This window comes from Streptomyces sp. NPDC051909, from assembly GCF_040681095.1.
In the GTDB taxonomy this organism is placed as follows: Bacteria; Actinomycetota; Actinomycetes; order Streptomycetales; family Streptomycetaceae; genus Streptomyces.
Window position 1 is genome coordinate 231057 of record NZ_JBFAYA010000001.1, and the last position, 22923, is coordinate 253979.

General features: G+C 73.2%; 19 protein-coding genes. 14 read left to right on the forward strand and 5 right to left on the reverse strand.

All coding sequences use genetic code 11. The features are described from left to right. Positions 1-93 precede the first annotated feature (93 nt). The 4 genes from AB0M18_RS01190 (at position 94) to AB0M18_RS01205 (ending at position 6029) form a co-directional block, all read left to right on the forward strand. A complete protein-coding gene (locus AB0M18_RS01190) occupies positions 94-528 on the forward strand; it encodes a helix-turn-helix domain-containing protein (RefSeq protein ID WP_365754480.1) in 435 nt (144 codons plus the stop codon). A gap of 100 nt (positions 529-628) precedes the next feature. After that, complete coding sequence (locus tag AB0M18_RS01195) at positions 629-1462, forward strand: hypothetical protein (protein WP_365754482.1); 834 nt, start codon at positions 629-631, stop codon at positions 1460-1462. A gap of 128 nt (positions 1463-1590) precedes the next feature. Next, positions 1591-3825: a bifunctional serine/threonine-protein kinase/ABC transporter substrate-binding protein gene (locus tag AB0M18_RS01200; RefSeq protein WP_365755016.1), complete on the forward strand. Its 2235-nt coding sequence runs from the start codon at positions 1591-1593 to the stop codon at positions 3823-3825. Between the two features lie 2 nt (positions 3826-3827). Further along, complete coding sequence (locus AB0M18_RS01205; protein ID WP_365754483.1) at positions 3828-6029, forward strand: bifunctional serine/threonine-protein kinase/ABC transporter substrate-binding protein; 2202 nt, start codon at positions 3828-3830, stop codon at positions 6027-6029. 34 nt (positions 6030-6063) lie between these two features. On the opposite strand, the gene AB0M18_RS01210 is transcribed toward AB0M18_RS01205, so the two are convergent. From AB0M18_RS01210 to AB0M18_RS01230, 5 genes are all read right to left on the reverse strand, one after another. Further along, complete coding sequence (locus AB0M18_RS01210) at positions 6064-7152, reverse strand: 2-oxoacid:ferredoxin oxidoreductase subunit beta (protein WP_365754484.1); 1089 nt, start codon at positions 7150-7152, stop codon at positions 6064-6066. Beyond that, on the reverse strand, positions 7145-9082 hold the full coding sequence (locus AB0M18_RS01215; RefSeq protein WP_365754486.1) for a 2-oxoacid:acceptor oxidoreductase subunit alpha: 1938 nt from the start codon (positions 9080-9082) through the stop codon (positions 7145-7147). The genes AB0M18_RS01210 and AB0M18_RS01215 overlap by 8 nt, the downstream gene beginning before the upstream one ends. A 349-nt stretch (positions 9083-9431) precedes the next feature. Further along, the gene (locus AB0M18_RS01220; protein ID WP_365754488.1) at positions 9432-10121 is read right to left on the reverse strand and encodes a response regulator transcription factor; all 690 of its coding nucleotides are present in this window, start codon (positions 10119-10121) and stop codon (positions 9432-9434) included. Positions 10122-10245: 124 nt separating this feature from the next. Continuing rightward, positions 10246-11532 (reverse strand): sensor domain-containing protein, encoded by a 1287-nt coding sequence (locus AB0M18_RS01225; protein WP_365754489.1) that lies wholly within the window; start codon positions 11530-11532, stop codon positions 10246-10248. 127 nt (positions 11533-11659) lie between these two features. Then, positions 11660-12859, reverse strand: a complete 1200-nt coding sequence (locus AB0M18_RS01230; RefSeq protein WP_365754491.1) for a sensor domain-containing protein — start codon at positions 12857-12859, stop codon at positions 11660-11662. A 179-nt stretch (positions 12860-13038) separates the two neighbouring features. On the opposite strand from AB0M18_RS01230, the gene AB0M18_RS01235 reads away from it, so the two are divergent. The 10 genes from AB0M18_RS01235 to AB0M18_RS01280 are packed head-to-tail and all read left to right on the forward strand — an operon-like array spanning position 13039 to position 22889. Continuing rightward, on the forward strand, positions 13039-13506 hold the full coding sequence (locus tag AB0M18_RS01235; protein WP_365754493.1) for an NADH-quinone oxidoreductase subunit A: 468 nt from the start codon (positions 13039-13041) through the stop codon (positions 13504-13506). After that, positions 13497-14072, forward strand: coding sequence for an NADH-quinone oxidoreductase subunit B family protein (locus AB0M18_RS01240; RefSeq protein ID WP_365754495.1), 576 nt, complete (start codon positions 13497-13499; stop codon positions 14070-14072). The genes AB0M18_RS01235 and AB0M18_RS01240 overlap by 10 nt, the downstream gene beginning before the upstream one ends. Then, positions 14069-15256 carry an NADH-quinone oxidoreductase subunit C gene (locus AB0M18_RS01245; RefSeq protein ID WP_365754497.1) on the forward strand — a complete coding sequence of 396 codons (1188 nt, stop codon included), beginning with the start codon at positions 14069-14071 and terminating at the stop codon, positions 15254-15256. Before AB0M18_RS01240 ends, AB0M18_RS01245 begins: the two co-directional genes overlap by 4 nt. Then, positions 15253-16221: a complex I subunit 1 family protein gene (locus tag AB0M18_RS01250; RefSeq protein WP_365754499.1), complete on the forward strand. Its 969-nt coding sequence runs from the start codon at positions 15253-15255 to the stop codon at positions 16219-16221. The genes AB0M18_RS01245 and AB0M18_RS01250 overlap by 4 nt, the downstream gene beginning before the upstream one ends. Next, entirely contained in the window at positions 16222-16785 is a 564-nt protein-coding gene (locus AB0M18_RS01255; protein WP_365754501.1) for an NADH-quinone oxidoreductase subunit I, read from the forward strand. Positions 16786-16787: 2 nt separating this feature from the next. Next, positions 16788-17348: an NADH-quinone oxidoreductase subunit J gene (locus AB0M18_RS01260; RefSeq protein ID WP_365755018.1), complete on the forward strand. Its 561-nt coding sequence runs from the start codon at positions 16788-16790 to the stop codon at positions 17346-17348. Next, positions 17348-17710, forward strand: a complete 363-nt coding sequence (gene nuoK / locus AB0M18_RS01265; RefSeq protein ID WP_365754503.1) for an NADH-quinone oxidoreductase subunit NuoK — start codon at positions 17348-17350, stop codon at positions 17708-17710. The genes AB0M18_RS01260 and nuoK overlap by 1 nt, the downstream gene beginning before the upstream one ends. Further along, a complete protein-coding gene (locus AB0M18_RS01270; protein ID WP_365754505.1) occupies positions 17707-19752 on the forward strand; it encodes an NADH-quinone oxidoreductase subunit L in 2046 nt (681 codons plus the stop codon). The genes nuoK and AB0M18_RS01270 overlap by 4 nt, the downstream gene beginning before the upstream one ends. Before the next feature lie 27 nt (positions 19753-19779). Beyond that, complete coding sequence (locus tag AB0M18_RS01275) at positions 19780-21342, forward strand: NADH-quinone oxidoreductase subunit M (protein ID WP_365755020.1); 1563 nt, start codon at positions 19780-19782, stop codon at positions 21340-21342. Beyond that, a complete protein-coding gene (locus AB0M18_RS01280) occupies positions 21339-22889 on the forward strand; it encodes an NADH-quinone oxidoreductase subunit N (protein ID WP_365754506.1) in 1551 nt (516 codons plus the stop codon). Before AB0M18_RS01275 ends, AB0M18_RS01280 begins: the two co-directional genes overlap by 4 nt. Positions 22890-22923 lie beyond the last annotated feature (34 nt).

The window sequence follows — 22923 nt, forward strand, 5'->3', positions numbered from 1 at the left end:
CTCTTCCTTCACTCCGGTGTTCGTTGGTGGCGTACTCACCGTAGGTCAGGCGCTAACCTTTCGAAAGTACCCACTTTGAAGTAAGGTACTGGTATGCAGGTAAGTGGAGAGCCCGCGAAGAACTCGAAGAACGCGAAGGGCGTGAAGAAGCCCGACGTCAACGACGCGATGTGCCCCTCGCGCCTCGTCCTGGAGCACGTCACCAGCCGCTGGGGCGTCCTCATCCTCATCGCCCTGCTCGACCGCTCCTACCGCTTCAGCGAACTGCGCCGGAAGATCACAGGGGTCAGCGAGAAGATGCTCACCCAGACCCTCCAGACCCTGGAGCGCGACGGCTTCGTGCACCGCGACGCCCAGCCGGTCATCCCGCCGCGCGTCGACTACAGCCTCACCCCGCTCGGTGCCGAGGCCGCCCGCCTGATCGCGGAGCTCGGCCGCTGGACCGAGGACCGGCTCGCCGCCGTGGAGGAGGCCCGCGGGCGCTACGACGAGCGGCGCGCGGAGTCCCGCCGGGCGATGTCTCAATGATCCTGTTTCCAGGCCCCGTTGGGGATCCGCGTCGTACGATCTGCTGACCATGCGGGGAGCCCCGGACCAGGGTTCCCCGGAAGCGATGTGGGGGGGAATCGTGGCGCACACGAGGCGAAGACTGCTGCGCGCCGCCGGTGTCTGGGCGGCCGGAGCCGTCCTGTTACTGGCGGGCTGTTCAGGCGGTACGGACACGGGCGCGGCCCCACCCGGCAAGGCCTCCGCGAGCCCCGAGCCCGGCTCGAAACCCGAAGCCACCGCCACCCCCGCGCCCACCACCACCGCGCCACGCCCCGCCGCCCTCGACCCCCGGCGCGCGCCCCGCACCACCGCCGCCGCCGAGCACCTCGCGCGCGCGGTCGTGGCCGGCCCCGACGCCTGGGGCCCCGACTACGAGAAGCGCTCCCCGCACCTCAGCCCGGACGGCTACTGGCCCGTCCTCGGCGCCGACTGCGTCTGGGACACGGGCAGCCTGCCCCGTTCCGTGCTCGCCAGTGCCACCGCCTACAGCGAGATCCCGGCCGCCGGCGGCAAGGGCACGCTGCGGGTCGCCGCCACCATCACCATCCACCGCACCGAGTCCGACGCCGACTGGGAGTTGGCCGGGACCCTGGAGGAGGCGCTGCGCTGCCCGGACCAGGAGCTGCGCCAGGGCGAACGCGTCAACGGCCTCTCGTCGCTCGGCACCCCCTACGGCGACAGCGGCAACACCACCACCGCCGACTCCGTCCTGGAGCGCGGCTCGTATCTCGGCGACGCCTCCGGGAAACCGCAGTTCTACACCTGGTTCCAGACCCGCGTCGGCCAGGTCACCTTCGCCACCGTCGTCAAGGGAGCCCCCGGCTACACGGAGGCGGAGACCAACACCGCCCAGGTCCGGGCGAACGTCATCATGCAGGACCGTCTCAAGAAGCAGTGGGGAGCCCAGTCGTGAGCCCGACGGCCCAGCCCGGCCCCCAGCCCGTGCCCGAACCCGGCCCCCAGCCCGTCCCCGAACCCGGCTCCACGCCCGGCCCCCGGACCGGCGCGCTCCAGCCCCTCCTCCCCGCCGACCCGTCCACGATCGCCGGGTACCGCCTCCTCGGCCGGCTCGGCGCCGGCGGCATGGGCGTGGTCTACCTCGGGCGCACCGACACCGGCGAACTCGCCGCCGTGAAGGTCACCCACGCCGAGCAGGCCGACGACGCGGACTTCCGGGTCCGCTTCCGCCGCGAGGTGGCGGCCGCCCGGCGGGTCGTCAGCCCCTGGGCCGTGCCCGTGCTCGGCGCCGATCCCGACGCGCCCGAGCCGTGGATGGCCACCGCCTTCGTGCCCGGCCCGTCCGTCGGCGAGGCCGTCCGCGCACACGGGCCGCTGCCCGCGCGGGGCGTACGGATCCTCGGCGGCGCCGTCGCCCGCGCGCTGGCCGCCGTGCACGCGGCCGGGCTCGTGCACCGGGACGTGAAGCCCGGCAACGTCCTGCTGGCCGTCGACGGGCCGCGCCTCATCGACTTCGGCATCGCTCGCGCGACCGGGGAGACCGGGCTGACCTCGGCCGACATGGTGGTCGGCACCCCCGGCTTCCTCGCCCCCGAGCAGGCGGAGGCCCGCGCCGCCGAGATCGGCCCCGCCGCCGACGTCTTCGCGCTCGGCTGTCTGCTCGCGTTCGCGGCGACCGGCCGCCCGCCGTTCGGTACGGGCGCCCTGGACGCGCTCCTGTACCGCACCGTGCACGACGAGCCCGACCTCGCGGGCGTACCGGAGCCGCTGCTCGACCTCGTACGGCGCTGCCTCGCCAAGGACCCGGCCGCGCGTCCCACCGCCGAGGAGATCGCGGGCGAGCTCACCGAGGACGCCCCCGAGGCCCCCGCCGACTGGCTGCCCGCGCCCGTCGTCGCCACGATCGCCGCCCGCTCGGCGGGCATGCTGGCGCTCCCCGACATCGACCCGACCGCACCCGGCACGGGCGCGGCGGACCCGGCGGACCCCGCCGCTTCCGCCGCCTCCAGCAGACGCCGCTTCCTGCTGCTCGGCGCCGGTGCCGGTGCCGCCGTGCTCGCGGCGGGCGGCGGCGCCTTCGCCCTGCTCAGGCAGCGCGACGGCACCGACGGGACCGACGGCACCGACGAAGCCGACGGCAAGCAGCCCGCACCGACGACCCGGACCACCTGGTCCATCGGCGTCCTCGCCGACCTCACCGGCCCCGCCCAGGAGATCGGCCGGGCCCAGGAGCGCGGCGCCCGGCTCGCCGTCGAGGGGTTCAACGCCGTGCACAAGGGCAAGCCGTTCACTCTCGAACTCAAGGTCTCCGACGACCGCGGGGACGCCGCAGGCGCCCTCGCCGCCGCCCGCCGGCTCACCTCCGACCCCTCCGTGATCGCCGTCCTCGGCCCCACCTCCGACGACACCGGCATCGCCGCGCTCCCCGCCTTCGAGGAGACCGGCGTGCCGCTCCTCACCGTCTCGGCGGGCTACAACCTCCTCACCCTGGACGGCGGCGGCCCGCCCAACAGGACCGTGCTGCGCGCGATCCCGCACCACTTCATGGCGGGCGCCTATCTCGCCTGGGCCACGACGCTGCTGCCGCGGATCCGCCGCCCCGGGATCCTCCAGGAACGGACCGACGACCAGTACAGCTGGCAGTACACCAAGGGCTCCGGCTTCGGCTTCAAGTACGCCGGCATCACCCCGCACTTCCGGGTGGTCCCCGGCCGGGCCACCGACTACCGCCGGATCATCGGCGAGATGATCGACGCCGGCATCGACGCGTACGTCCACAACGGCGTCCGCTCCACGGCCGTGCTCGCCGCCCGCGCCCTGCGACAACTCGGCTTCACCGGACCCCGGTTCGGCGGCCAGCACGTCTTCGGGACGCAGTTCCTGAAGGAGGCCGGGAGCGACGCCGAGGGCTGGTTCGTCTGCGCGCCCGTCGTCGATCCCGTCCAGCGGGCCGCCGACACCAAGCAGAAGCCCGCCGACCGCAAGCTCACCCAGGACTTCCTCGACGCCCACCGCAAGCGCTACGGCACCACCCCGGCCTTCTACACCGGCGAGTCCTTCGACGTGGTCAACCTGGTCCTGGCGTGGCTCGGTTCGAGCGCCGTGAAGGGCCCGCTCAGCCGCAAGGGCCTGTGGGAGAACCTGCGCAAGCAGAAGTACACCGGGGCCATGGGCGGTTACCAGTTCCGCGACAACGGCGAGCTGACCGGCGTCGGCACCTTCCTCTACGGCGTGCGGAACGGCGCCTACACCTACCTCGGTCCCGCCCCGGGGGAGCCCAAGAAGGCCGGTAGGCCCGACAAGCCCGAGAAGGCCTGAGCATGCAGCCGCTCAAGAAGGCCGACCCCTCTGTCATCGCCGGCTACCGCCTCCTCGGGCGGCTCGGCGCCGGCGGCATGGGCGTGGTCTACCTCGCCCGGTCCGCCGGCGGCGCGCTCGCCGCGCTCAAGCTGATCCGCGCCGAGCACGCCGCCGACCCCGCCTTCCGGGCCCGCTTCCGCCGCGAGGCGGCCACCGCCGGGACCATCACCGGCCGCTGGGTGGTCCGGGTCCTCGGCGCCGACCCGGAGGCCCGCGAACCGTGGCTGGCCACCGAGTACGTGCCCGGGCCCTCGCTCGCCGAGGCCGTCGCCCTGCACGGCGCGCTGCCCGAGACCGCCGTCCGCGCCCTGGGCGCCCGGCTCGCCGCCGCCCTCGACGGCATGCACGGGGCCGGACTCGTCCACCGGGACGTCAAGCCCGGCAACGTCCTCCTCGCCCTCGACGGGCCCCGGCTCATCGACTTCGGCATCGCCCGGGTCAGCGGCGCCACCGCGCTCACCGCGACCGACGCGATGATCGGCACGCCAGGCTTCCTCGCCCCCGAACAGGCCCGGGTGACCGGGGCGGGCGAGGTCGGCCCGGCCGCCGACGTCTTCTCGCTCGGCTGCGTCCTCGCGTACGCGCTCACCGGCGAACGCCCCTTCGGTACGGGCGGGGTGGCCGCCGTGGTCTACCGCACCGTCCACGAGGAGCCCGACCTCGACGGCGTACCGGACACCCTGCTGCCGCTCGTCACCGCCTGCCTCGCCAAGGACGCCGCCGACCGGCCGAGCGCCGCCGAGGTGCGGGACGCCCTCGGCCCGTACGCCGGCCCCGCGCCGGGCGACTGGCTGCCGCCCGGCCTGCCCGCGCTGATCGCCCAGCGCTCGTCGCGGGTCCTGGACCTGCCGGTCGCCGACCCGACCGTGCTCAACGATGAGGAACCACAGGGGAGTTCGCGCCGCCGCCTCCTCGTGCTCGGCGCGGCCGGGGCCGTCGCGGCCACCGGCGGCCTCACCGCCTGGCTGCTCGGCCCCGACCCCTCCGGAGCAGGAACCGGCGGAGGTACGGGCGGCGGTACGGGCGGCGGTACGGGGGCGCCGAGGGCGGCGTACACGGTCGGCGTGCTCACCGACCTCAGCGGCCCGACGAAGGCCGACGGGCGCACCCAGGAACGCGGCCTCCGCCTCGCCGCTGAGACCTTCAACGCCCGCCCGGACCGGCCCTTCGACCTGGCGCTCAAGGTGACGGACGACGGGGGAGACCCCGAGCGTGCCGCCGCCGGGGCCCGCGACCTCCTGCGGAACCCGGCCCTGGCCGCCGTCCTCGGCCCGACCACCACCGAGACGGCGATCGCCGCGGCGAACGTGCTCGTCGACGCGAAGATGCCGGTGCTGAGCGTGGTGGCGTCCGTCCCGGAGGGGGAGATCCGGGGGCAGATGCCGGACATGCGCACGTACTTCCAGACGCGGCCTTACCCCGACGTGATGATCGTGCCCTTCGGCCGCTGGCTCAGCGACCACGGACGGGGCCGCACCGCCGTCGTCGAGGACCGGGCGGCCGGCACCTACAGCTGGCTCGCCGCCCGGAGCATCACGAACTCGCCGCCCGCCGGCGGCACCGTCACCGTGCACCGGGTCGCGGCGGACGGCGAGGACTTCGGCCCGGCGGTCCGGGCCGCGCTCGCGACCTCGCCGACGGGCGTGTTCTACGTGGGGAGGTCGCCGCGCCGGGCCGCCCTGTGCGCCAAGGCGCTGTGGCAGCAGGGATACCGGGGGCCGTGCGGAAGCGTCGAGCCCGCGCTCGGGCCGGAGTTCCTCTCCGTCGCCGGACCGGCCGCCGAGGGCTGGTACTTCGGGACGGGCTACACCGATCCCGACACGGTCCCGGCCGCGCGGGAGTTCGCCGCCGCGTACCGCAGGCGCTGGCGGCTGGCCGCCACGGACCCGGTCGAGCGGTTCGCGGTGGAGTCGTACGACGCCCTGTACTGGACGGGGCAGGCGCTGCGTACCGCGCTCAAGAGGAACGCGGGGCAGCCGGGCGCGGCGATCTCGAACGCGTTCATGAAGGACGACACGGTGTACCGGGGCCTGGCCAGGTCCTACAACGCCCGGGCCGACAGCAGCTCGGCGGCCCAGCTCGAAGGCCTGGCCCTGTGGCGGATCAGGTCCGGAAGGCCCCGCTGCCTCGGCCCGTACGCCGAGGCAGCGAAACGCGACTGACGCGAAACGCGACTGAGGGCCGCTCGCGCGGACGTCAGCCCACCACCGTCCAGGTGTCCCTGCCCGTGAGCAGCTGCGCCAGGTCGCCCTTGCCCTGCTGCTCGACGGCCTTCTCCAGCTGCTCCGCCATCAGCGTGTCGTACACCGGCCGCTCCACCGACCGGAACACCCCGATGGGGGTCTGGTGGAGGGTGTCGGGGTCGGCGAGCCGGGACAGCGCGAACGCGGTCGTCGGGGAGGCGGAGTGGGCGTCGTGGACGAGGATCGCGCTCTCGTTGTCCGGGGTGACGGTCACGACCTTGAGGTCGCCGGTGGCCGGGTCGCGGACCACGCCCTTGTCGAGCTCGGCGCCGAAGCGGATCGGCTGCCCGTGCTCCAGGCGGATGACGGCCTCCTTGGCCTGCTCGTTGTCCTTGAGGACCTCGAAGGCGCCGTCGTTGAAGATGTTGCAGTTCTGGTAGATCTCCACCAGCGCCGTGCCGTTGTGCTCGGCGGCCTGGCGCAGCACGCCGGTGAGGTGCTTGCGGTCGGAGTCGACCGTCCGGGCGACGAAGGAGGCCTCGGCGCCGAGAGCCAGCGACACCGGGTTGAAGGGCGCGTCCAGGGAGCCCATCGGGGTCGACTTGGTGATCTTGCCGAGCTCCGAGGTGGGGCTGTACTGGCCCTTGGTGAGGCCGTAGATCCGGTTGTTGAACAGCAGGATCTTGAGGTTCACGTTGCGGCGCAGGGCGTGGATGAGGTGGTTGCCGCCGATGGACAGCGCGTCGCCGTCACCGGTGACCACCCACACCGACAGGTCGCGGCGCGAGGTCGCCAGGCCGGTGGCGATGGCCGGGGCGCGGCCGTGGATGGAGTGCATCCCGTAGGTGTTCATGTAGTACGGGAAGCGGGAGGAGCAGCCGATGCCGGAGACGAAGACGATGTTCTCCTTCGCCAGGCCGAGTTCGGGCATGAAGCCCTGCACGGCGGCGAGCACGGCGTAGTCGCCGCAGCCGGGGCACCAGCGGACCTCCTGGTCCGACTTGAAGTCCTTCATGGACAGCTTGGCCTCGGACTTCGGCACCAGCTGCAGAAGGGACTCGCCGGACTCCGCCGACTCGGTCGTGGCAGCCGACTCACTCATCGATGACCTCCTTGAGGGCCGCGGCGAGCTGCTCGGCCTTGAACGGCATTCCGTTGACCTGGTTGTGGCTGCGGGCGTCGACGAGGTACTTCGCCCGCACGAGGGTGGCGAGCTGGCCCAGGTTCATCTCGGGCACGACGATCTTCTCGTACCCCTTCAGGACCTCACCGAGGTTCTTCGGGAAGGGGTTGAGGTGCCGCAGGTGCGCCTGCGCGATGGGGCGGCCGGCGCGGCGCAGCCGGCGCACGGCGGCGGTGATCGGCCCGTAGGTGGAGCCCCAGCCGAGCACCAGGGTGTCCGCGCCGTCCGGGTCGTCGACCTCGATGTCCGGCACCTCGATGCCGTCGATCTTGGCCTGCCGGGTGCGGACCATGAAGTCGTGGTTCGCCGGGTCGTACGAGATGTTGCCGGTGCCGTCCTGCTTCTCGATGCCGCCGATGCGGTGTTCGAGACCCGGGGTGCCGGGCAGCGCCCACGGGCGGGCCAGGGTCTCGGGGTCGCGCTTGTACGGCCAGAAGACCTCGGTGCCGTCGGCCAGGGTGTGGTTCGGGCCGGTGGCGAACGTCGTGGTGAGGTCGGGGAGTTCGTCGGTGTCCGGGATCCGCCAGGGCTCGGAGCCGTTGGCCAGGTAGCCGTCGGAGAGCAGGAAGACCGGGGTGCGGTACGTGAGGGCGATCCGGGCCGCGTCCAGTGCGGCGTCGAAGCAGTCCGCCGGGGTCCTCGGGGCCACGATCGGCACCGGGGCCTCGCCGTTGCGCCCGTACATGGCCTGGAGCAGGTCGGCCTGCTCGGTCTTGGTGGGCAGACCGGTGGACGGGCCGCCGCGCTGGATGTCGACGATCAGCAGCGGCAGTTCGAGGGAGACGGCGAGGCCGATGGTCTCCGACTTGAGCGCCACACCCGGGCCGGACGTGGTCGTCACGGCCAGCGAGCCGCCGAAGGCCGCGCCGAGCGCGGCGCCGATGCCGGCGATCTCGTCCTCGGCCTGGAAGGTGCGCACGCCGAAGTTCTTGTGCCTGCTCAGCTCGTGCAGGATGTCCGAGGCCGGGGTGATCGGGTACGAGCCGAGGTAGAGCGGCAGGTCCGCCTGGCGGGACGCGGCGACCAGGCCGTACGAGAGGGCCAGGTTCCCGGAGATGTTGCGGTACGTGCCGGTGGGGAAGGCCCGGGTGGCCGGGGCCACCTCGTAGGAGACGGCGAAGTCCTCGGTGGTCTCGCCGAAGTTCCAGCCGGCCCGGAAGGCGGCCACGTTGGCCTCGGCGATCTCGGGCTTCTTCGCGAACTTGCTGCGCAGGAAGGCCTCGGTGCCCTCGGTGGGCCGGTGGTACATCCAGGAGAGCAGTCCGAGCGCGAACATGTTCTTGCTCCGCTCGGCCTCCTTCCTCGACAGGCCGAAGTCCTTCAGCGCCTCCACCGTGAGGGTGGTGAGCGGCACCGGGTGGACGTGGTACCCGGCCAGTGAGCCGTCCTCCAGCGGCGAGGTCTCGTAGCCCACCTTGGCCATGGCGCGCTTGGCGAACTCGTCGGTGTTGACGATGATCTCGCCGCCGCGCGGCACGTCCCCGAGGTTGGCCTTCAGGGCCGCCGGGTTCATCGCGACCAGGACGTTCGGCGCGTCGCCCGGGGTCAGGATGTCGTGGTCGGCGAAGTGCAGCTGGAACGAGGACACACCCGGCAGCGTGCCGGCGGGCGCGCGGATCTCCGCGGGGAAGTTCGGCAGCGTGGAGAGGTCGTTCCCGAAGGACGCGGTCTCCGAGGTGAACCGGTCACCCGTGAGCTGCATGCCGTCACCCGAGTCACCCGCGAAGCGGATGATCACCCGGTCGAGCCGGCGGACTTCCTTCGCGGAGCCGTGCTCGGCCGTCGCCGGGGCACTGCGCTGCTCCCCGACCAGGGCCTCACCGGCCTCGCTGCTGACCTGGCTGGTCACTGAACTGGACCTCCCTCGCGGCAAGGGTTCTCTCCGTCGAGACTGCACCCGCGGAGAAGGCTCGTGAGACGGCCGGCTGCCCGGTCGTCCCGTGGCCCACCCTACGACTGCACGGTGGGCCTTCCCGGGACTTCTCGCATCGTGGACCTCGTTTCGAGACGCCCGTGACGCCTTTATATGGCCAATTGTCGCTCTCTGTGACCCCTGCGGTCCAGTGACGCTCCAGCCGGGGGTCGCGCTCCGCGCATCGCCGGTGACGGGGCGGAGTCGATGTCCACCTGGATAGCTGACGGTGTGTCAGAAGTCCAGGAAGTCGGTGCTCCGGGGCGTCTACCGGGCTCTGCGGGGGCTACGAATTGAGATAGGTGAGTACGGCGAGCACCCGGCGGTGGTCCCCGTCGCTCGGCGAGAGCCCCAGCTTCAGGAAGATGTTGCTGATGTGCTTCTCGACCGCCCCGTCGCTCACCACCAGCTGTTTCGCGATGGCCGAATTCGTGCGCCCCTCGGCCATCAGCCCCAGGACCTCCCGCTCGCGCGGCGTCAGCCCCGCGAGGACGTCCTGCTTCCGGCTCCGGCCCAGCAGCTGCGCCACGACCTCCGGGTCGAGCGCCGTACCGCCCCGGGCCACCCGCACCACCGCGTCCACGAACTCCCGGACCTCGGCGACCCGGTCTTTCAGCAGATACCCCACCCCGGTGCTCGAACCGGCAAGCAGTTCGGTGGCGTACTGCTCCTCCACGTACTGCGACAGGACGAGCACCCCGAGCCCCGGATGCTCCTTCCGCAGCCGCACCGCCGCCCGTACCCCCTCGTCGGTGTGCGTCGGCGGCATCCGCACGTCGGCGACCACCACGTCCGGCAGCGCGCCCTCGCCCGCCAGGTCGGACACCGTCTTCACCAGCGCCTCGCCGTCCCCGACCCCGGCCACGACCTCGTGCCCCAGATCGGTGAGGAGCCGCGTCAGACCCTCGCGCAGCAGCACCGAGTCCTCGGCGATCACCACCCGGACGCCCGCGGCGCCGCCCCTGTCCGGTCCCATCCCCGATCCCATCCCCGGTCCCATCCCCGTCACGCCCCTGTCTGTCCGCTGCCGGCCCTCAGCATCGCAGCCGTAGGGACGCAGGGGGCGGGAACAGGGTTCAACTCGGCCAGGAAGCTGTCGGTCAGGCGCGCCAGGGAATCTCGGCGGTGACCGTGGTCGGCCCGCCGGCCGGGGAGTCGACGGCGAGGACCCCGTCGACCGCGTCGAGCCGCTCGGTCAGCCCGGCCAGGCCGCTGCCGGCCGCCGGGTCGGCGCCGCCGACGCCGTCGTCGCGCACCTGGAGCATCAGCCGCCCCTCCGACCGCCACACGTCCACCCACGCCCGCCGGGCCCGGGAGTGCTTGGACACGTTCTGCAGCAGCTCGGACACCGTGAAGTACGCGATGCCCTCGATCGCCGCGGCCGGCCGCCGCGGCAGGTCCACCTCCACCGACACCGGCACGGTGGACCGGGCGGCGAGCGCGGACAGCGCCGCGTCCAGACCGCGGTCGGTGAGGACCGCCGGGTGGATGCCGCGGGCGAGGTCCCGCAGCTCCTGGAGCGCGAGCTTCACCTCGCCGTGCGCCTCGTCGACCATCACCGCCGCGGCCAGCGGATCCCCGGCCAGCTTCTCCTTCGCGAGCCCCAGGTCCATGGCCAGGGCCACGAGCCGCGCCTGCGCCCCGTCGTGCAGGTCGCGCTCGATGCGCCGCAGGTCGGCGGCGGCGGTGTCCACGACCACGCCCCGGTCCGACTCCAGCTCGCTCACCCGGCTGGCGAGCCGCGACGGCCCGAGCAGCCCGGCCACCATGAACCGGTCCACCGCCACCATGCCGCGCAGGATCCACGGCGAGACCAGCACGAAGACGAGGCCCACCAGGCTCGTCACCGCGATCTCGAAGGACGAGTCCAGATGGACGGAGTGCGCCTCGTCGCCGTAGACCTGCAGCCCGGCCTGGCCCGCGTACATCGGAAGCACCCACTGCCACAGCGGATACGTGAAGAGGCTCCAGCCCCACGACCACAGCGCCACCGCCACCGAGAACGTGAACACCGCCCACGGGAAGTGCAGCAGCGCGTAGAGCAGGTGCCGCCAGGACGCCCCGCTCTTCAGCGTCGCGCCCATCCAGGACAGCGGGCCGCCGGTCTTCCCGCGGACCGGCTCCGGCGCCGCCACGTCGAGCCCGAGCATCCCGCGCGCCCGCGCCCGCTCCACGGCCCCGAACCCGCGGCACATCGCGAGCGCCCCGGCCAGGACCGGGATGCCGAGGAAGGTGACGAGCAGCCCGGCGCCGGCCGACACCAGGGACACGGCGAGACAGAAGTAGAGGACGCTCAGCGGGAAGCCGGTCAGGACATAGCCCAGCTCGCGCCAGGTGCGTCCTTCGAAGGGGGCGCGGAGGCCGGCGGGCAGGCGGTGGGAGGCCATCGGAGATCCGTTTCTCACGCGGGGGCGGTCGTGTCTCAGCCTCTCGGTACGGAGGGGGCCGGGACCATGAGGCAGGTGGGCGTCTGCGGTGGGGGGTTTTCCCTACCGGCCGACGGAGGCACGGGCCCTACGAGACAGCCGGGCGGTCCCGGTCCCGGTCCTGGTCCCGGTCCCGGTCGCGCCACGGCAGTTCGGCGGTGACGACGGTGGGCCCGCCGGCCGGGGAGTCGACGGCGAGGACCCCGTCCACGGCGCCCAGCCGCTCGCCCAGCCCCGCGAGGCCGCTGCCGGCGGCCGGGTCGGCGCCGCCGGCGCCGTCGTCGCGCACCTGGAGCATCAGCCGCTCCTCCGTCCGCCACACGTCCACCGCGGCGGACCGGGCACGGGCGTGCTTGGAGACGTTCTGCAGCAGCTCGGAGACGGTGAAGTAGGCGATGCCCTCGATCGCGTCGGCGGGCCGTTCGGGCAGGTCGACGGAGACCTTCACCGGCACCGTGCAGCGGGCGGCGACCGCCGAGAGGGCCGCGTCGAGACCGCGGTCGGTGAGGACCGCCGGGTGGATGCCGCGGGCGAGGTCCCGCAGCTCCTGGAGCGCGAGCTTCACCTCGCCGTGCGCCTCGTCGACCATCGCGGCGGCGGCCTCGGGGTCGTCGAGCAGCTTCTCCTTGGCGAGGCCGAGCCCCATGGCGAGGGCCACGAGCCGGGCCTGCGCGCCGTCGTGCAGGTCGCGCTCGATGCGCCGCAGGTCGGCGGCGGCGGTGTCGACCACGACCCCCCGGTCCGACTCCAGCTCGGCGATGCGCCGTTCCAGCTCGTCGGAGGGGGACAGCAGCCCGCGCACCATCGCCCGGTCGGCGTTGGCGAGCCCGCGCGCCACGAAGGGGAGCACCGGCCAGAGCACGATCAGCGACACCAGCGTCACGGTGAAGGTGAGCACGCCCCAGGGCAGCCGGATGAAGCCGTACAGCTGGCTGCGCCACGCCACCGGGTCCGTCAACTGCGCCCACAGCCACGGCAGGAAGCCGTCCCGGTGCGGCAGCCGGCTCGGGCTCTCCACGTGCACCCCGAGCAGCCCGCGGGCCCGGCCCCGTTCCGCGCCCGCCATGCCGCGCGCCCCGGCCAGGCCGAGCGCGAGGAGCGGCAGGCCGATGACGGTGACCGCCAGGCCCACGCCGAGGGCGATCGTCACCACCGCGTACACGAACCCGGCCAGCGCGCAGGGCAGATCGGCGAGGAGGTGCGCGACCTCCTTCCAGGTGTGCCGGCCGTAGGCGAGGCGTGCGGGTGGCGGCGGGGTGTCGGTGCCGGTGTCGGTGAGGCTGCTCATGGGGTAAAGGCTGCCTGCCGCAGGGCCGGGCACGCCATGGGGGAAGTGGGCCGGAGTGGAGGGGGGATATCCCTACCGGGGCCCGCCGGCGCCTGCTTACGCTGCTTTTAGCAGGGCCTAGACTCGCGTGCGTACAGAGGGCAGAGGGACGAGACACCGAGACCGAGGGGCGGACGGACGTGCGGGAACCGACCGTCGTCGCGGCGGCGCGCGCGACGCACCACGCGACGACGCACACGGCGACGAACAGCGCGGCGACGAACGCGGCGACGAACGCGACGGACTATTTCGAGACGTACTCCGTCGTCGGACTGCTCGCCGTGCTCGGCGTGCTCTTCGTCGCGGTCGCCTTCGGCGCGGGCCGGCTGCTCCGCCCGGTCGTCCCGACCCCGGAGAAGCTCCTCACCTACGAGTGCGGCGTCGACCCGGTGGGAGAGGGCTGGGCCCACACACAGGTCCGCTACTACGTGTACGCCTTCCTCTACGTGATCTTCGCCGTCGACTCGATCTTCCTCTTCCCCTGGGCCACGGTCTTCGCCGCGCCCGGATACGGGGCGACGACGCTGGTCGAGATGTTCGTCTTCCTCGGCTTCCTGGCCGTGGGCCTGCTCTACGCGTACAAGAAGGGCGTCCTGGCATGGCTGTGACCCCGCCCCCCCTGCCCGCCCCCAGGCTGGGCCCGCTCGCCCGACTGGCGCCGGAGCCCATGAAGGTGGTCCTGAACTGGGGCCGCCGCTACAGCCTGTGGGTCTTCAACTTCGGCCTCGCGTGCTGCGCGATCGAGTTCATCGCCGCGTCGATGGCCCGCCACGACTTCATCCGGCTCGGCGTGATCCCCTTCGCGCCCGGCCCGCGCCAGGCCGACCTGATGATCGTCTCCGGCACGGTGACCGACAAGATGGCGCCGGCGGTCAAGCGTCTGTACGAGCAGATGCCCGAGCCGAAGTACGTCATCTCCTTCGGCGCCTGCTCCAACTGCGGCGGGCCCTACTGGGACTCGTACTCCGTCACCAAGGGCGTGGACCAGATCATCCCGGTGGACGTGTACGTGCCGGGCTGCCCGCCCCGCCCCGAGGCCCTGCTCCAGGGCATCCTCAAGCTCCAGGAGAAGATCGCGCGCGAAAGCCTGGGCGAGCGATACGGGAGTGCTCCCTCGGTCGCCCAGCTGACGAGCGGTCTGGTGCGGCCCCCGGCGCCGGGAGGCACCGCATGAGCGAGAACTTCGCGGACAGCTACGCGACGCTCCCGGACGCCGTCGCCGAGGTCTTCGGCGAGGAGGCGACGGCGGAGCGGGCGTACGACCTGCTGACGGTCGACGTCCCCGTCGGCTCGTGGATCGCCGCCCTCGAAATCGCCCGCGACAAGCTGGGCCTCACCTACTTCGACTGGCTGAGCGCGGTCGACGAGCCGGGCGTGGGCTTCCGGGTGTGCGCGCACGTGGCGTCGGTGGGCCCGGGCGGTGTCCGCCGCCTGCTGGTCCGTACGACGGTCCCGCACGCGGCTGCTTCCCTGCCGTCCGCCGTCGCGGTCTACGCGGGCGCGGCCTGGCACGAGCGCGAGACCCACGAGATGTTCGGTGTCACCTTCACCGACCACCCCCACCTGGTCCACCTCCTCCTGCCCGACACCTTCGAGGGCCACCCCCTCCGCAAGGACTTCGTCCTCGCCGCCCGCGTCGCCAAGGCCTGGCCGGGCGCCAAGGAACCGGGCGAGTCCCACGACCCCAACGCCCCCAAGCGCCGCCAGATGCTCCCCCCGGGCGTCCCCGACCCCAACGACTGGGGCCCCCTCAAGGGCCAGCTCCCCCCTGCCCCCTCCCGCCCGTCCCGCGCCGCGGCCGCCACCGGCGACCGCCCGGCGCGTCGCACGCGCACGGCGGGCGAGGGCTCCGTGAGCCAGCCCCCGACGGCGCCCCAGGCCCCGGAGGCCCCGGCGTCCGGTCCGCGCCGCACCCGCAGCGCGAGCGCGGGTTCGGCAAGCCAGCGCGCGGAGGCCGCCACGGCGGCGCCCGCCACAGGGACCCCGACGTCCGGTCCGCGCCGCAGCCGTACGGCGAGCGGCGGCTCCGCAAGCCAGCGGGCCGAGGGCCCGGAGACCGCCGCACCCGCCGAGGGTGGCGCGCCGTCGGAGCGGGCCGAGGCCTCGCCCCGTACCCGTGGCTCGGACGCCCCGTGGCACCACGCACGGCCGGCCTTCGACGAGGAGCCGCCGGCGCCGGAGCCCGAAGCGCCCAGCACTCCGGCCGCGCCCGCCGAGGGCGAACCGACCTCCGAGGCCGCGCCCGCCCAGGGCGCACCCGCCCCCGACGCCCCGCCCGCCGAGGGTGACACCGGCACCGGCGACACCCCGCCCACCCCCACCCCCGATCCCGACCCCGCCGGAGGCGACCCCGCGTGAACGACGTACTCGACGTCGCCCTCCGGCTGATCATCGTCTTCGCCGTGTTCCTCGTCATGCCGCTCGTCGTCGGGCAGACCGAGCACAAGGTCATGGCGCACATGCAGGGCCGGCTCGGGCCCATGTACGCCGGTGGGTTCCACGGGTGGGCGCAGCTCGTCGCGGACGGGGTGAAGTTCGCGCAGAAGGAGGACGTCGTCCCGAAGGACGCCGACCGGCGGGTGTTCCAGCTCGCGCCGGCCGTCGCGCTCCTCCCGTACCTCCTCGTGCTCGTCGCGATCCCGATCGGGCCCGGTGCGGGCGCCGTCGGGCAGGTCGTCGACGCCGGCATCTTCTTCGTGCTCGCCGTGATGGGCGTCGGGGTGCTCGGCAGCCTGATGGCCGGGTGGGCGTCCGCCAACAAGTTCTCGCTGCTCGGCGCGCTGCGCACCGCCGCACAGCTGCTCGCGTACGAGCTGCCGATGCTGCTCGCCGCCGCGTCCGTCGCGATGGCGGCCGGCACCGTCTCCCTCCCCGGCATCCTGAACACCTTCGAGTGGTGGTGGGTGCCCTGGCAGATCGTCGGCGCGCTGGTGTTCTTCACCGCCGGGCTCGCCGAGCTGCAGCGCCCCCCGTTCGACATGCCCGTCGCCGACTCGGAGATCATCTTCGGCGCGTACACCGAGTACACCGGTCTGCGCTTCGCGCTGTTCCTGCTCGCCGAGTACGCCGGCATCGTCGTGCTCTGCGGCCTCACCACCGTCCTCTTCCTCGGCGGCTGGCACGGGCCCGGCGGGGCCGACGGTCTCGGCTGGGTGTGGACGCTCCTGAAGACCGCCGTCCTGGCCTTCGTCGTGATCTGGCTGCGGGTGTCCTACCCGCGCCTCCGCGAGGACCAGCTGCAGAAGCTGGCCTGGACGACCCTCGTACCGCTCGCCCTCGCGCAGATCGCGCTCACCGGCATCGTGAAGGTGGCGATCAGCTAAATGTCCCCGATTCCCGGCTCCGGCCTCGCCAAGGGCCTCGCCGTCACCCTCCGCACGATGACCCGCAGGTCCGTCACCGCGCAGTACCCGGATGCGCAGCCCGAGCTGCCGCCCCGTACCCGCGGGGTCATCGGGCTGTTCGAGGAGAACTGCACGGTGTGCATGCTGTGCGCCCGCGAGTGCCCCGACTGGTGCATCTACATCGACTCCCACAAGGAGACGGTGCCCCCGGCCGCCCCCGGCGGCCGCGAGCGCAGCCGTAACGTCCTCGACCGCTTCGCCATCGACTTCTCGCTCTGCATGTACTGCGGGATCTGCATCGAGGTGTGCCCCTTCGACGCGCTGTTCTGGTCGCCCGAGTTCGAGTACGCGGAGACCGACATCCACGAGCTGACGCACGAGCGCGACAAGCTCCGCGAGTGGATGTGGACGGTGCCGGAACCGCCCGCGCTCGACCCGCGCGCGGAGGAGCCGAAGGAGATCGCCGCCGCGCGCAAGGCCGCGGAGAAGGCCGCCGCCCAGGCCGCCGCCGAGGCGGCCCAGCAGCAGGAGGGCCCGCAGTGAACCTGGCAGCGCAGACCCTGGCGGCACAGAGCCACGGCTTCCTCTCGCCCACCGGCGTCGAGATCGCCTTCCTCCTCGTCGGCCTCGTCACCCTCGGCGCGGCCCTGGTCGCCGTCACCACCAAGCAGCTCGTGCACGCCGCCCTGTGGCTGGTCGTCGCGCTCGGCGGGCTCGCCGTCGAGTACCTCCTGCTCACCGCCGAGTTCATCGCCTGGGTGCAGGTGCTGATCTACGTCGGTTCCGTCGTCGTGCTCCTCCTGTTCGGGCTCATGCTCACCCGGGCCCCGATCGGCCGCTCCCCGGACTCCGACTCCGGCAACCGGCCGGTCGCCCTCGCCGTGGCGGTCGCCGCCGCCGCGGCCCTGGTGTGGGTGGTCGTGGACGCCTTCCGGACCACCTGGATCGACCTCGAAGGGCCGGCCCTCGGCTCCACGCGGGTGACCGGCGAGATCCTCTTCCAGCACTGGGTGCTGCCCTTCGAGGCACTGTCCGTGCTGCTGCTCGCCGCCCTGGTCGGCGCCATCGTCCTGTCCCGCAAGAAGCAGGAAGGGGAGCGGGACTGATGCACCTCGCCTACCCGGCCGTCCTCGCCGCGCTCCTCTTCTCCGTCGGCCTGTACGGCGTCCTCGCCCGCCGCAACGCGATCCTCGTCCTGATGTCCGTCGAGCTCATGCTCAACGCCGTCAACCTCAACCTGGTCGCGTTCGACGTCTGGCTCCGCGACACCCTGCACGCCGGCCAGGCGCTCACCCTCTTCGTCATCGCCATCGCCGCCGCGGAGATCGGCATCGGTCTCGCGATCGTCCTGATGGTCTACCGCAACCGCGGCACCTCGGACATCGACCGCCTCCGCGACGCCAGGGAACAACCGGAACCCGCCGACGGGACCCCGTCCGCCGACGAGAAGGCCGAGGCCACCGCGTGACCACCACGACCCTCGCCGTCCTCGTCCCCCTCCTTCCCTTCCTCGGCTCCGCCGCCGGTCTCCTCCTCGGCCTCCCGCCCGTCTCCCACCGCCACCCTTCCAAGGGGCTTCGCGCTCTTTCTCATCTCCCCGGCTTCGTCCGCCCCCTCGCCGTCCTCCCGACGCTCGCCGCCGCCGTGCTGGCCGTGGTCGTCGCGGCCCGGCAGGGCGGCGGGAAGGCGATCGACGCGGCCACCCAGCTCACCCCGACCGGCTCCGTCCCGATCGACCTCGCCCTGCACATCGACGGCTTCGCCGCCCTCGTCGCCGTCCTCGTCGGGGTGGTCGCCACCTGTGTGCAGATCTACTCGACCGGCTATCTGCGCCACGACCCGCGCTACTCCTCGTACGCGGCGCTCGTCTCCCTCTTCACCGCCGCGATGCTGCTCGTCGTCTACTCCGGCGACCTGATGGTGCTCCTGGTCGGCTGGGAGGTCATGGGCATCTGCTCGTACTTCCTCGTCGGGCACTACTGGGAGACCCCCGAGGCCCGCTCGGCCTCCCTCAAGGCCTTCCTCGTCACCAAGCTCGGCGACGTGCCCTTCCTCATCGGCCTGTTCGCCCTGGCCACCGACGCGGGCACCTTCCGGATCACCGGCGTGCTCGGCGCGGTCGCCACCGGCGGCCTCGACCACCCCACCCTGATCGCGCTGCTGCTGCTCGCCGGCGTCGCCGGCAAGTCCGCGCAGTTCCCGCTGCACACCTGGCTGCCCGACGCGATGGCCGGCCCCACCCCCGTCTCCGCGCTCATCCACGCGGCGACCATGGTCGCCGCCGGCATCTACTTCGTGGCCCGGCTCCTTCCCGTCTTCGCCGCCTCCGCCGCCGCGCTGACCGTGCTCGCCGTCATGGCCGCCCTCACCATGGTCGGCTCGGCGCTCGCCGCGCTCGCCCAGGACGACATCAAGCGGGTCCTCGCCTACTCGACGATCGGCCAGCTCGGCTACATGGCCGGCGCCCTCGCCGTCGCCGACCGCGGCGCCGCCGTCTTCCACCTCATGGCGCACGGCGCCTTCAAGGCCCTCCTGTTCCTCGCCGCCGGCGCGGTCATCCACGCCGCCGGCACCAACTCGCTCACCGCCATGTCCCGGATGAGCGGACTGACCAAGCGCATCCCGGACGCCTACTGGACGATGACCGTCGGCCTGCTCGCGCTCGCCGCGATCCCGCCCTTCGCCGGCTTCTTCTCCAAGGAAGCCGTCCTCGTCGCCGCCGAGCACACCGCCACCGGCGAGGCCACCGTCGCCCCGGCCGGCGCCGGCTGGATCGTCCTTGTCGCCGGCCTGCTGACCGCGCTGCTCACCGCCGCGTACGCGATGCGGCTGTGGCTGCTCGCCTTCCGCGGGCGCGGTGCCGAGGCCCCCGACCACGGCCGGCAGCCGATCGCCATGACCACCGTCCTCTGGGTGCTCGCCGTCCCCTCCCTCGGCTTCGGACTGACCGCCGGCTACCTCGACGACTGGTTCGACGGACACCCGCTGACCCCGACCCTGGCCACCGCCGTCCTCGGCACCGGCCTCGCCGTCGTCGGAGGCGCCGTCACCTACGCCGTACGCCGCTCGCTCGCCACGAAGACGGCCGAGGCCGCCCCGGCCGGCGTCCCGAACGGCACCCCGCACGTCGCCCACCCCGACGCCGAGGCCGGCCAGGTCGAGGCGGAGGCCCTGGACCTGCCGCACCCGGCGACCGACCCCGCCGACCCCGGCCGCGCCCTGCTCGGCGGGCTGCATCCGCACGCCGCCGACGGCTTCCACCTGGACGCCGTCTACCGGACCCTCTTCGTCCGCCCCGTGCTCGCCGGCGCCTCCCTGGTCCGCTTCCTCGACCGCGAGGTCGTCGACACCTACGTGAGCGGCGCGGGCAGCACCGCCAAGGGCCTCGGCCGGCTCGTCCGCCGCGCCCAGACCGGCAACGTGCAGACCTACCTCAGCGCGCTGCTCGCCGGCTCCGTCGTCCTGGCGATCGTCGCCGTCGTCCTCGCCAACGTCGCCGCCGGAGCGTGAGCCGTGATCGATATCAGCGAATCCGTGATGCAGTTCCTTCTGGCGTTGATCGTCGCCGGCCCGCTCCTCGGCGCCGCCGCGGCCCTCCTGCCGGCCCCGCCCGGACTCAAGGGGACGTCACCCGACCAGGCCGTGCTCCGCCACGGCGTGACCGTCACCGGCGTCATCCTGATCGCCGCGATCGTCCTCGCGCTCGGCTTCGACCACGACCACCCCTCGACGATGCAGGCCACCACCGACATCACCTGGATCAAGGCGCTCGACGTGCGGATCCACCTCGGTGTCGACGGCATCTCCCTCCCCCTCCTGCTCCTGACCGCGCTGCTGACCTTCCTCTGCGCGCTCTACAACTACTTCAAGCCCCCCACAGGCCCCACGGGCCCCGCCCCCAAGGCCTTCGTCGCCCTGCTGCTCGTCCTCGAGTCCGGCACCCTGGCGACCTTCGCCGTCCTCGACCTGGTCCTGTTCTTCCTGGCCTTCGAGACGGTCCTCATCCCGATGTACTTCCTCATCGCCCGCTGGGGCGGCGCGGGCCGGCGGGCGGCCGCCTGGAAGTTCATCCTCTACACACTGCTCGGCTCCGTCGTCATGCTGCTCGGCCTCCTCCTCATCGGCATCAAGGCGGGCACGTTCGACATGGTGGCACTGGCCACTGACAACGGCCGCGGACTGACCACATCCGTGCAGGTCATCGCCGTTCTGGCGATCGGTCTCGGGCTCGCCGTGAAGACCCCGATGTGGCCGCTGCACAGCTGGCTCCCGGACGCCCACACCGCCGCCCCGACCGTCGGCTCCGTCCTCCTCGCCGGCGTGCTCCTGAAGATGGGCACGTACGGGTTCGTCCGCATCGTGCTGCCGATCGCCCCCGAGGGCATGCGCACCTTCGCCCCGTACCTCGCGGCCTTCGCCGTCGCCGGGATCATCTACGGATCGCTCGCCTGCCTCGCCCTCGCGAAGCCCGGCGCCAAGGGCGACCTCAAGCGCCTCATCGCCTACTCCTCCGTCGGACACATGGGCTTCGTGCTCCTCGGCATCGCCACCATGACCCCCACCGGCGTCAACGGCGCGCTCTTCGCCAACATCGCCCACGGCCTCATCACCGGCCTCCTCTTCTTCCTGGTCGGCGCGCTCAAGGACCGCTACGGCACCGCCGACCTCGACACCCTCGCCGGGGCCACCGGCGCCGCCCTCTACGGCCGCGCCCCCCGCCTCGGCGCCCTGCTCGCCTTCGCCGCCGTCGCCTCCCTCGGCCTGCCCGGCCTCGCCGGGTTCTGGGGCGAGATGCTCGCCCTGTTCGGCGCCTTCGAACCGGCCGCCGGGCTCAGCCGGCCCGCCTTCCTCACCTTCATGGCGATCGGCGCCTTCGGCACCCTGCTCACCGCCGCCTACCTCCTCGTCGTGGTCCGCCGGGTCTGCATGGGCGGCCCCCGCCCGGCCGGCGAGACCGTGATCGCCGACGTCCAGGGCTACGAGTTCGCCGCCTGGACCCCGCTCGTCGCCCTCACCGTCCTCGCCGGACTGTGGCCCGCCGTCCTCCTCGGCCTCACCGACCCGGCCGTCCAGCAGCTCCTCGCGGGAGGCAACCAGTGACCGCCCCGGCCCCGACGCCCGCCCTCGCCCAGGGCGCCGACCTCGTCCAGTCCGTCGACTGGCTCGCCATCGCGCCGCCCACCCTCACCGCCGTGGTCGCGCTCGTCGTCCTCGTCGCCGACCTGTTCGTCCCCGAGGCCCGCAAGCGGCTCCTCGGCTGGACCGCGATCGGCGGCCTCGCCGCCGCGCTCGCGCTGCTCGCCCCGCTGCGCGCCGCCGACCGCTCCACCTTCTGCCTCACCCCCGCCACCGAGCTGCGCGCCTGCAGCTACACCGCTGACACCTTCACCCTGGTCATCCAGTTCCTGGTGCTCGCGGGCGCGCTCGTCACCGCGCTGCTCTCAATGGACGACACCCGCCGGAAGCTGCCCGCCGGCGAGTACTGGTTCCTGCTGCTCTCCTCCGCCGCAGGCGCCGCCCTGCTGCCCGCCTCCCGCGACCTCGCCACCCTCGTCGTCGCCCTCGAAGTGGCCTCGCTGCCCGCGTTCGCGCTCGTCGGCCTGAGGCGCGGCGACCGCCTGTCCGGCGAGGCGGCGCTGAAGTTCTTCCTGTCCTCGGTCACCGCCACCGCCGTGACCCTGCTCGGCGTCAGCTTCGTCTACGCGGCCACCGGCACCCTCCACCTCACCGAGGTCGCCCAGCGCCTCGGCGACGTGGACGCCCGGCTGCAGACCCTCGCCCAGGCGGGCGTGGTCCTCACCCTCGTCGGCTTCGCCTTCAAGACGGCCGCCGTCCCCTTCCACTTCTGGGTGCCCGACACCTACGTCGGCGCCCCGCTGCCCGTGGCGGCGTACCTCTCCGTGGTCGGCAAGGCCGTCGGCTTCACCGGGCTCATCCTGGTGACCGTCGTCGCCTTCCCCTCCTACGCGGACGTGTGGGGCCCGGCGCTCGCCGTGCTCGCCGCGCTCACCATGACCGCCGGCAACGTCGCCGCCCTGCGCCAGGTCGCCACGCGCGCGTGGAGCGCGGTCCGCCTCCTCGCCTGGTCGTCCGTCGCCCAGGCCGGCTACCTCCTGGTGCCGATCGCCGCCGCCGCGTACTCCGGCGACGACCAGATCGGCTCCACCGTCGCGTACGCCCTGATGTACGCGGCGGTGAACCTCGGCGCCTTCGCGGTGGTCGCCCTGGTCGCCCGTACGCACCCCGAGGCCCGGATCTCCGACTTCCGCGGCCTGTACGCGGCGAGCCCCGCCGCCGCCCTCGCGATGGCCTTCTTCCTCCTGAACCTGGCCGGACTGCCCCCGGGTATCATCGGCCTCTTCGCCAAGGTGACCGTCTTCTCGTCGGCCGTCGACGCCGGCCTCGGCTGGCTCGCGGTGATCATGGGCCTCAACGTCGTGATCGGCCTCGCCTACTACCTGCGCTGGACGGCCCTGCTGTTCCGCGGGCCGGAGAGCGGGCGGGAAGGCGCGCCCGAGGGCACGGTCGTACGGATGCGGGCGACGGTCCCGGTCACCCTGGCGGTCGCGCTGACGGCGGCCGCGGGCGTCGTGCTGTCGGGCTGGCCGCAGTTCGCGCTCCGCTACGCGTCGAACAGCCTCTTCTGACCTCCCCGCCTCCCCACCTCCCAAGGAACGGAAC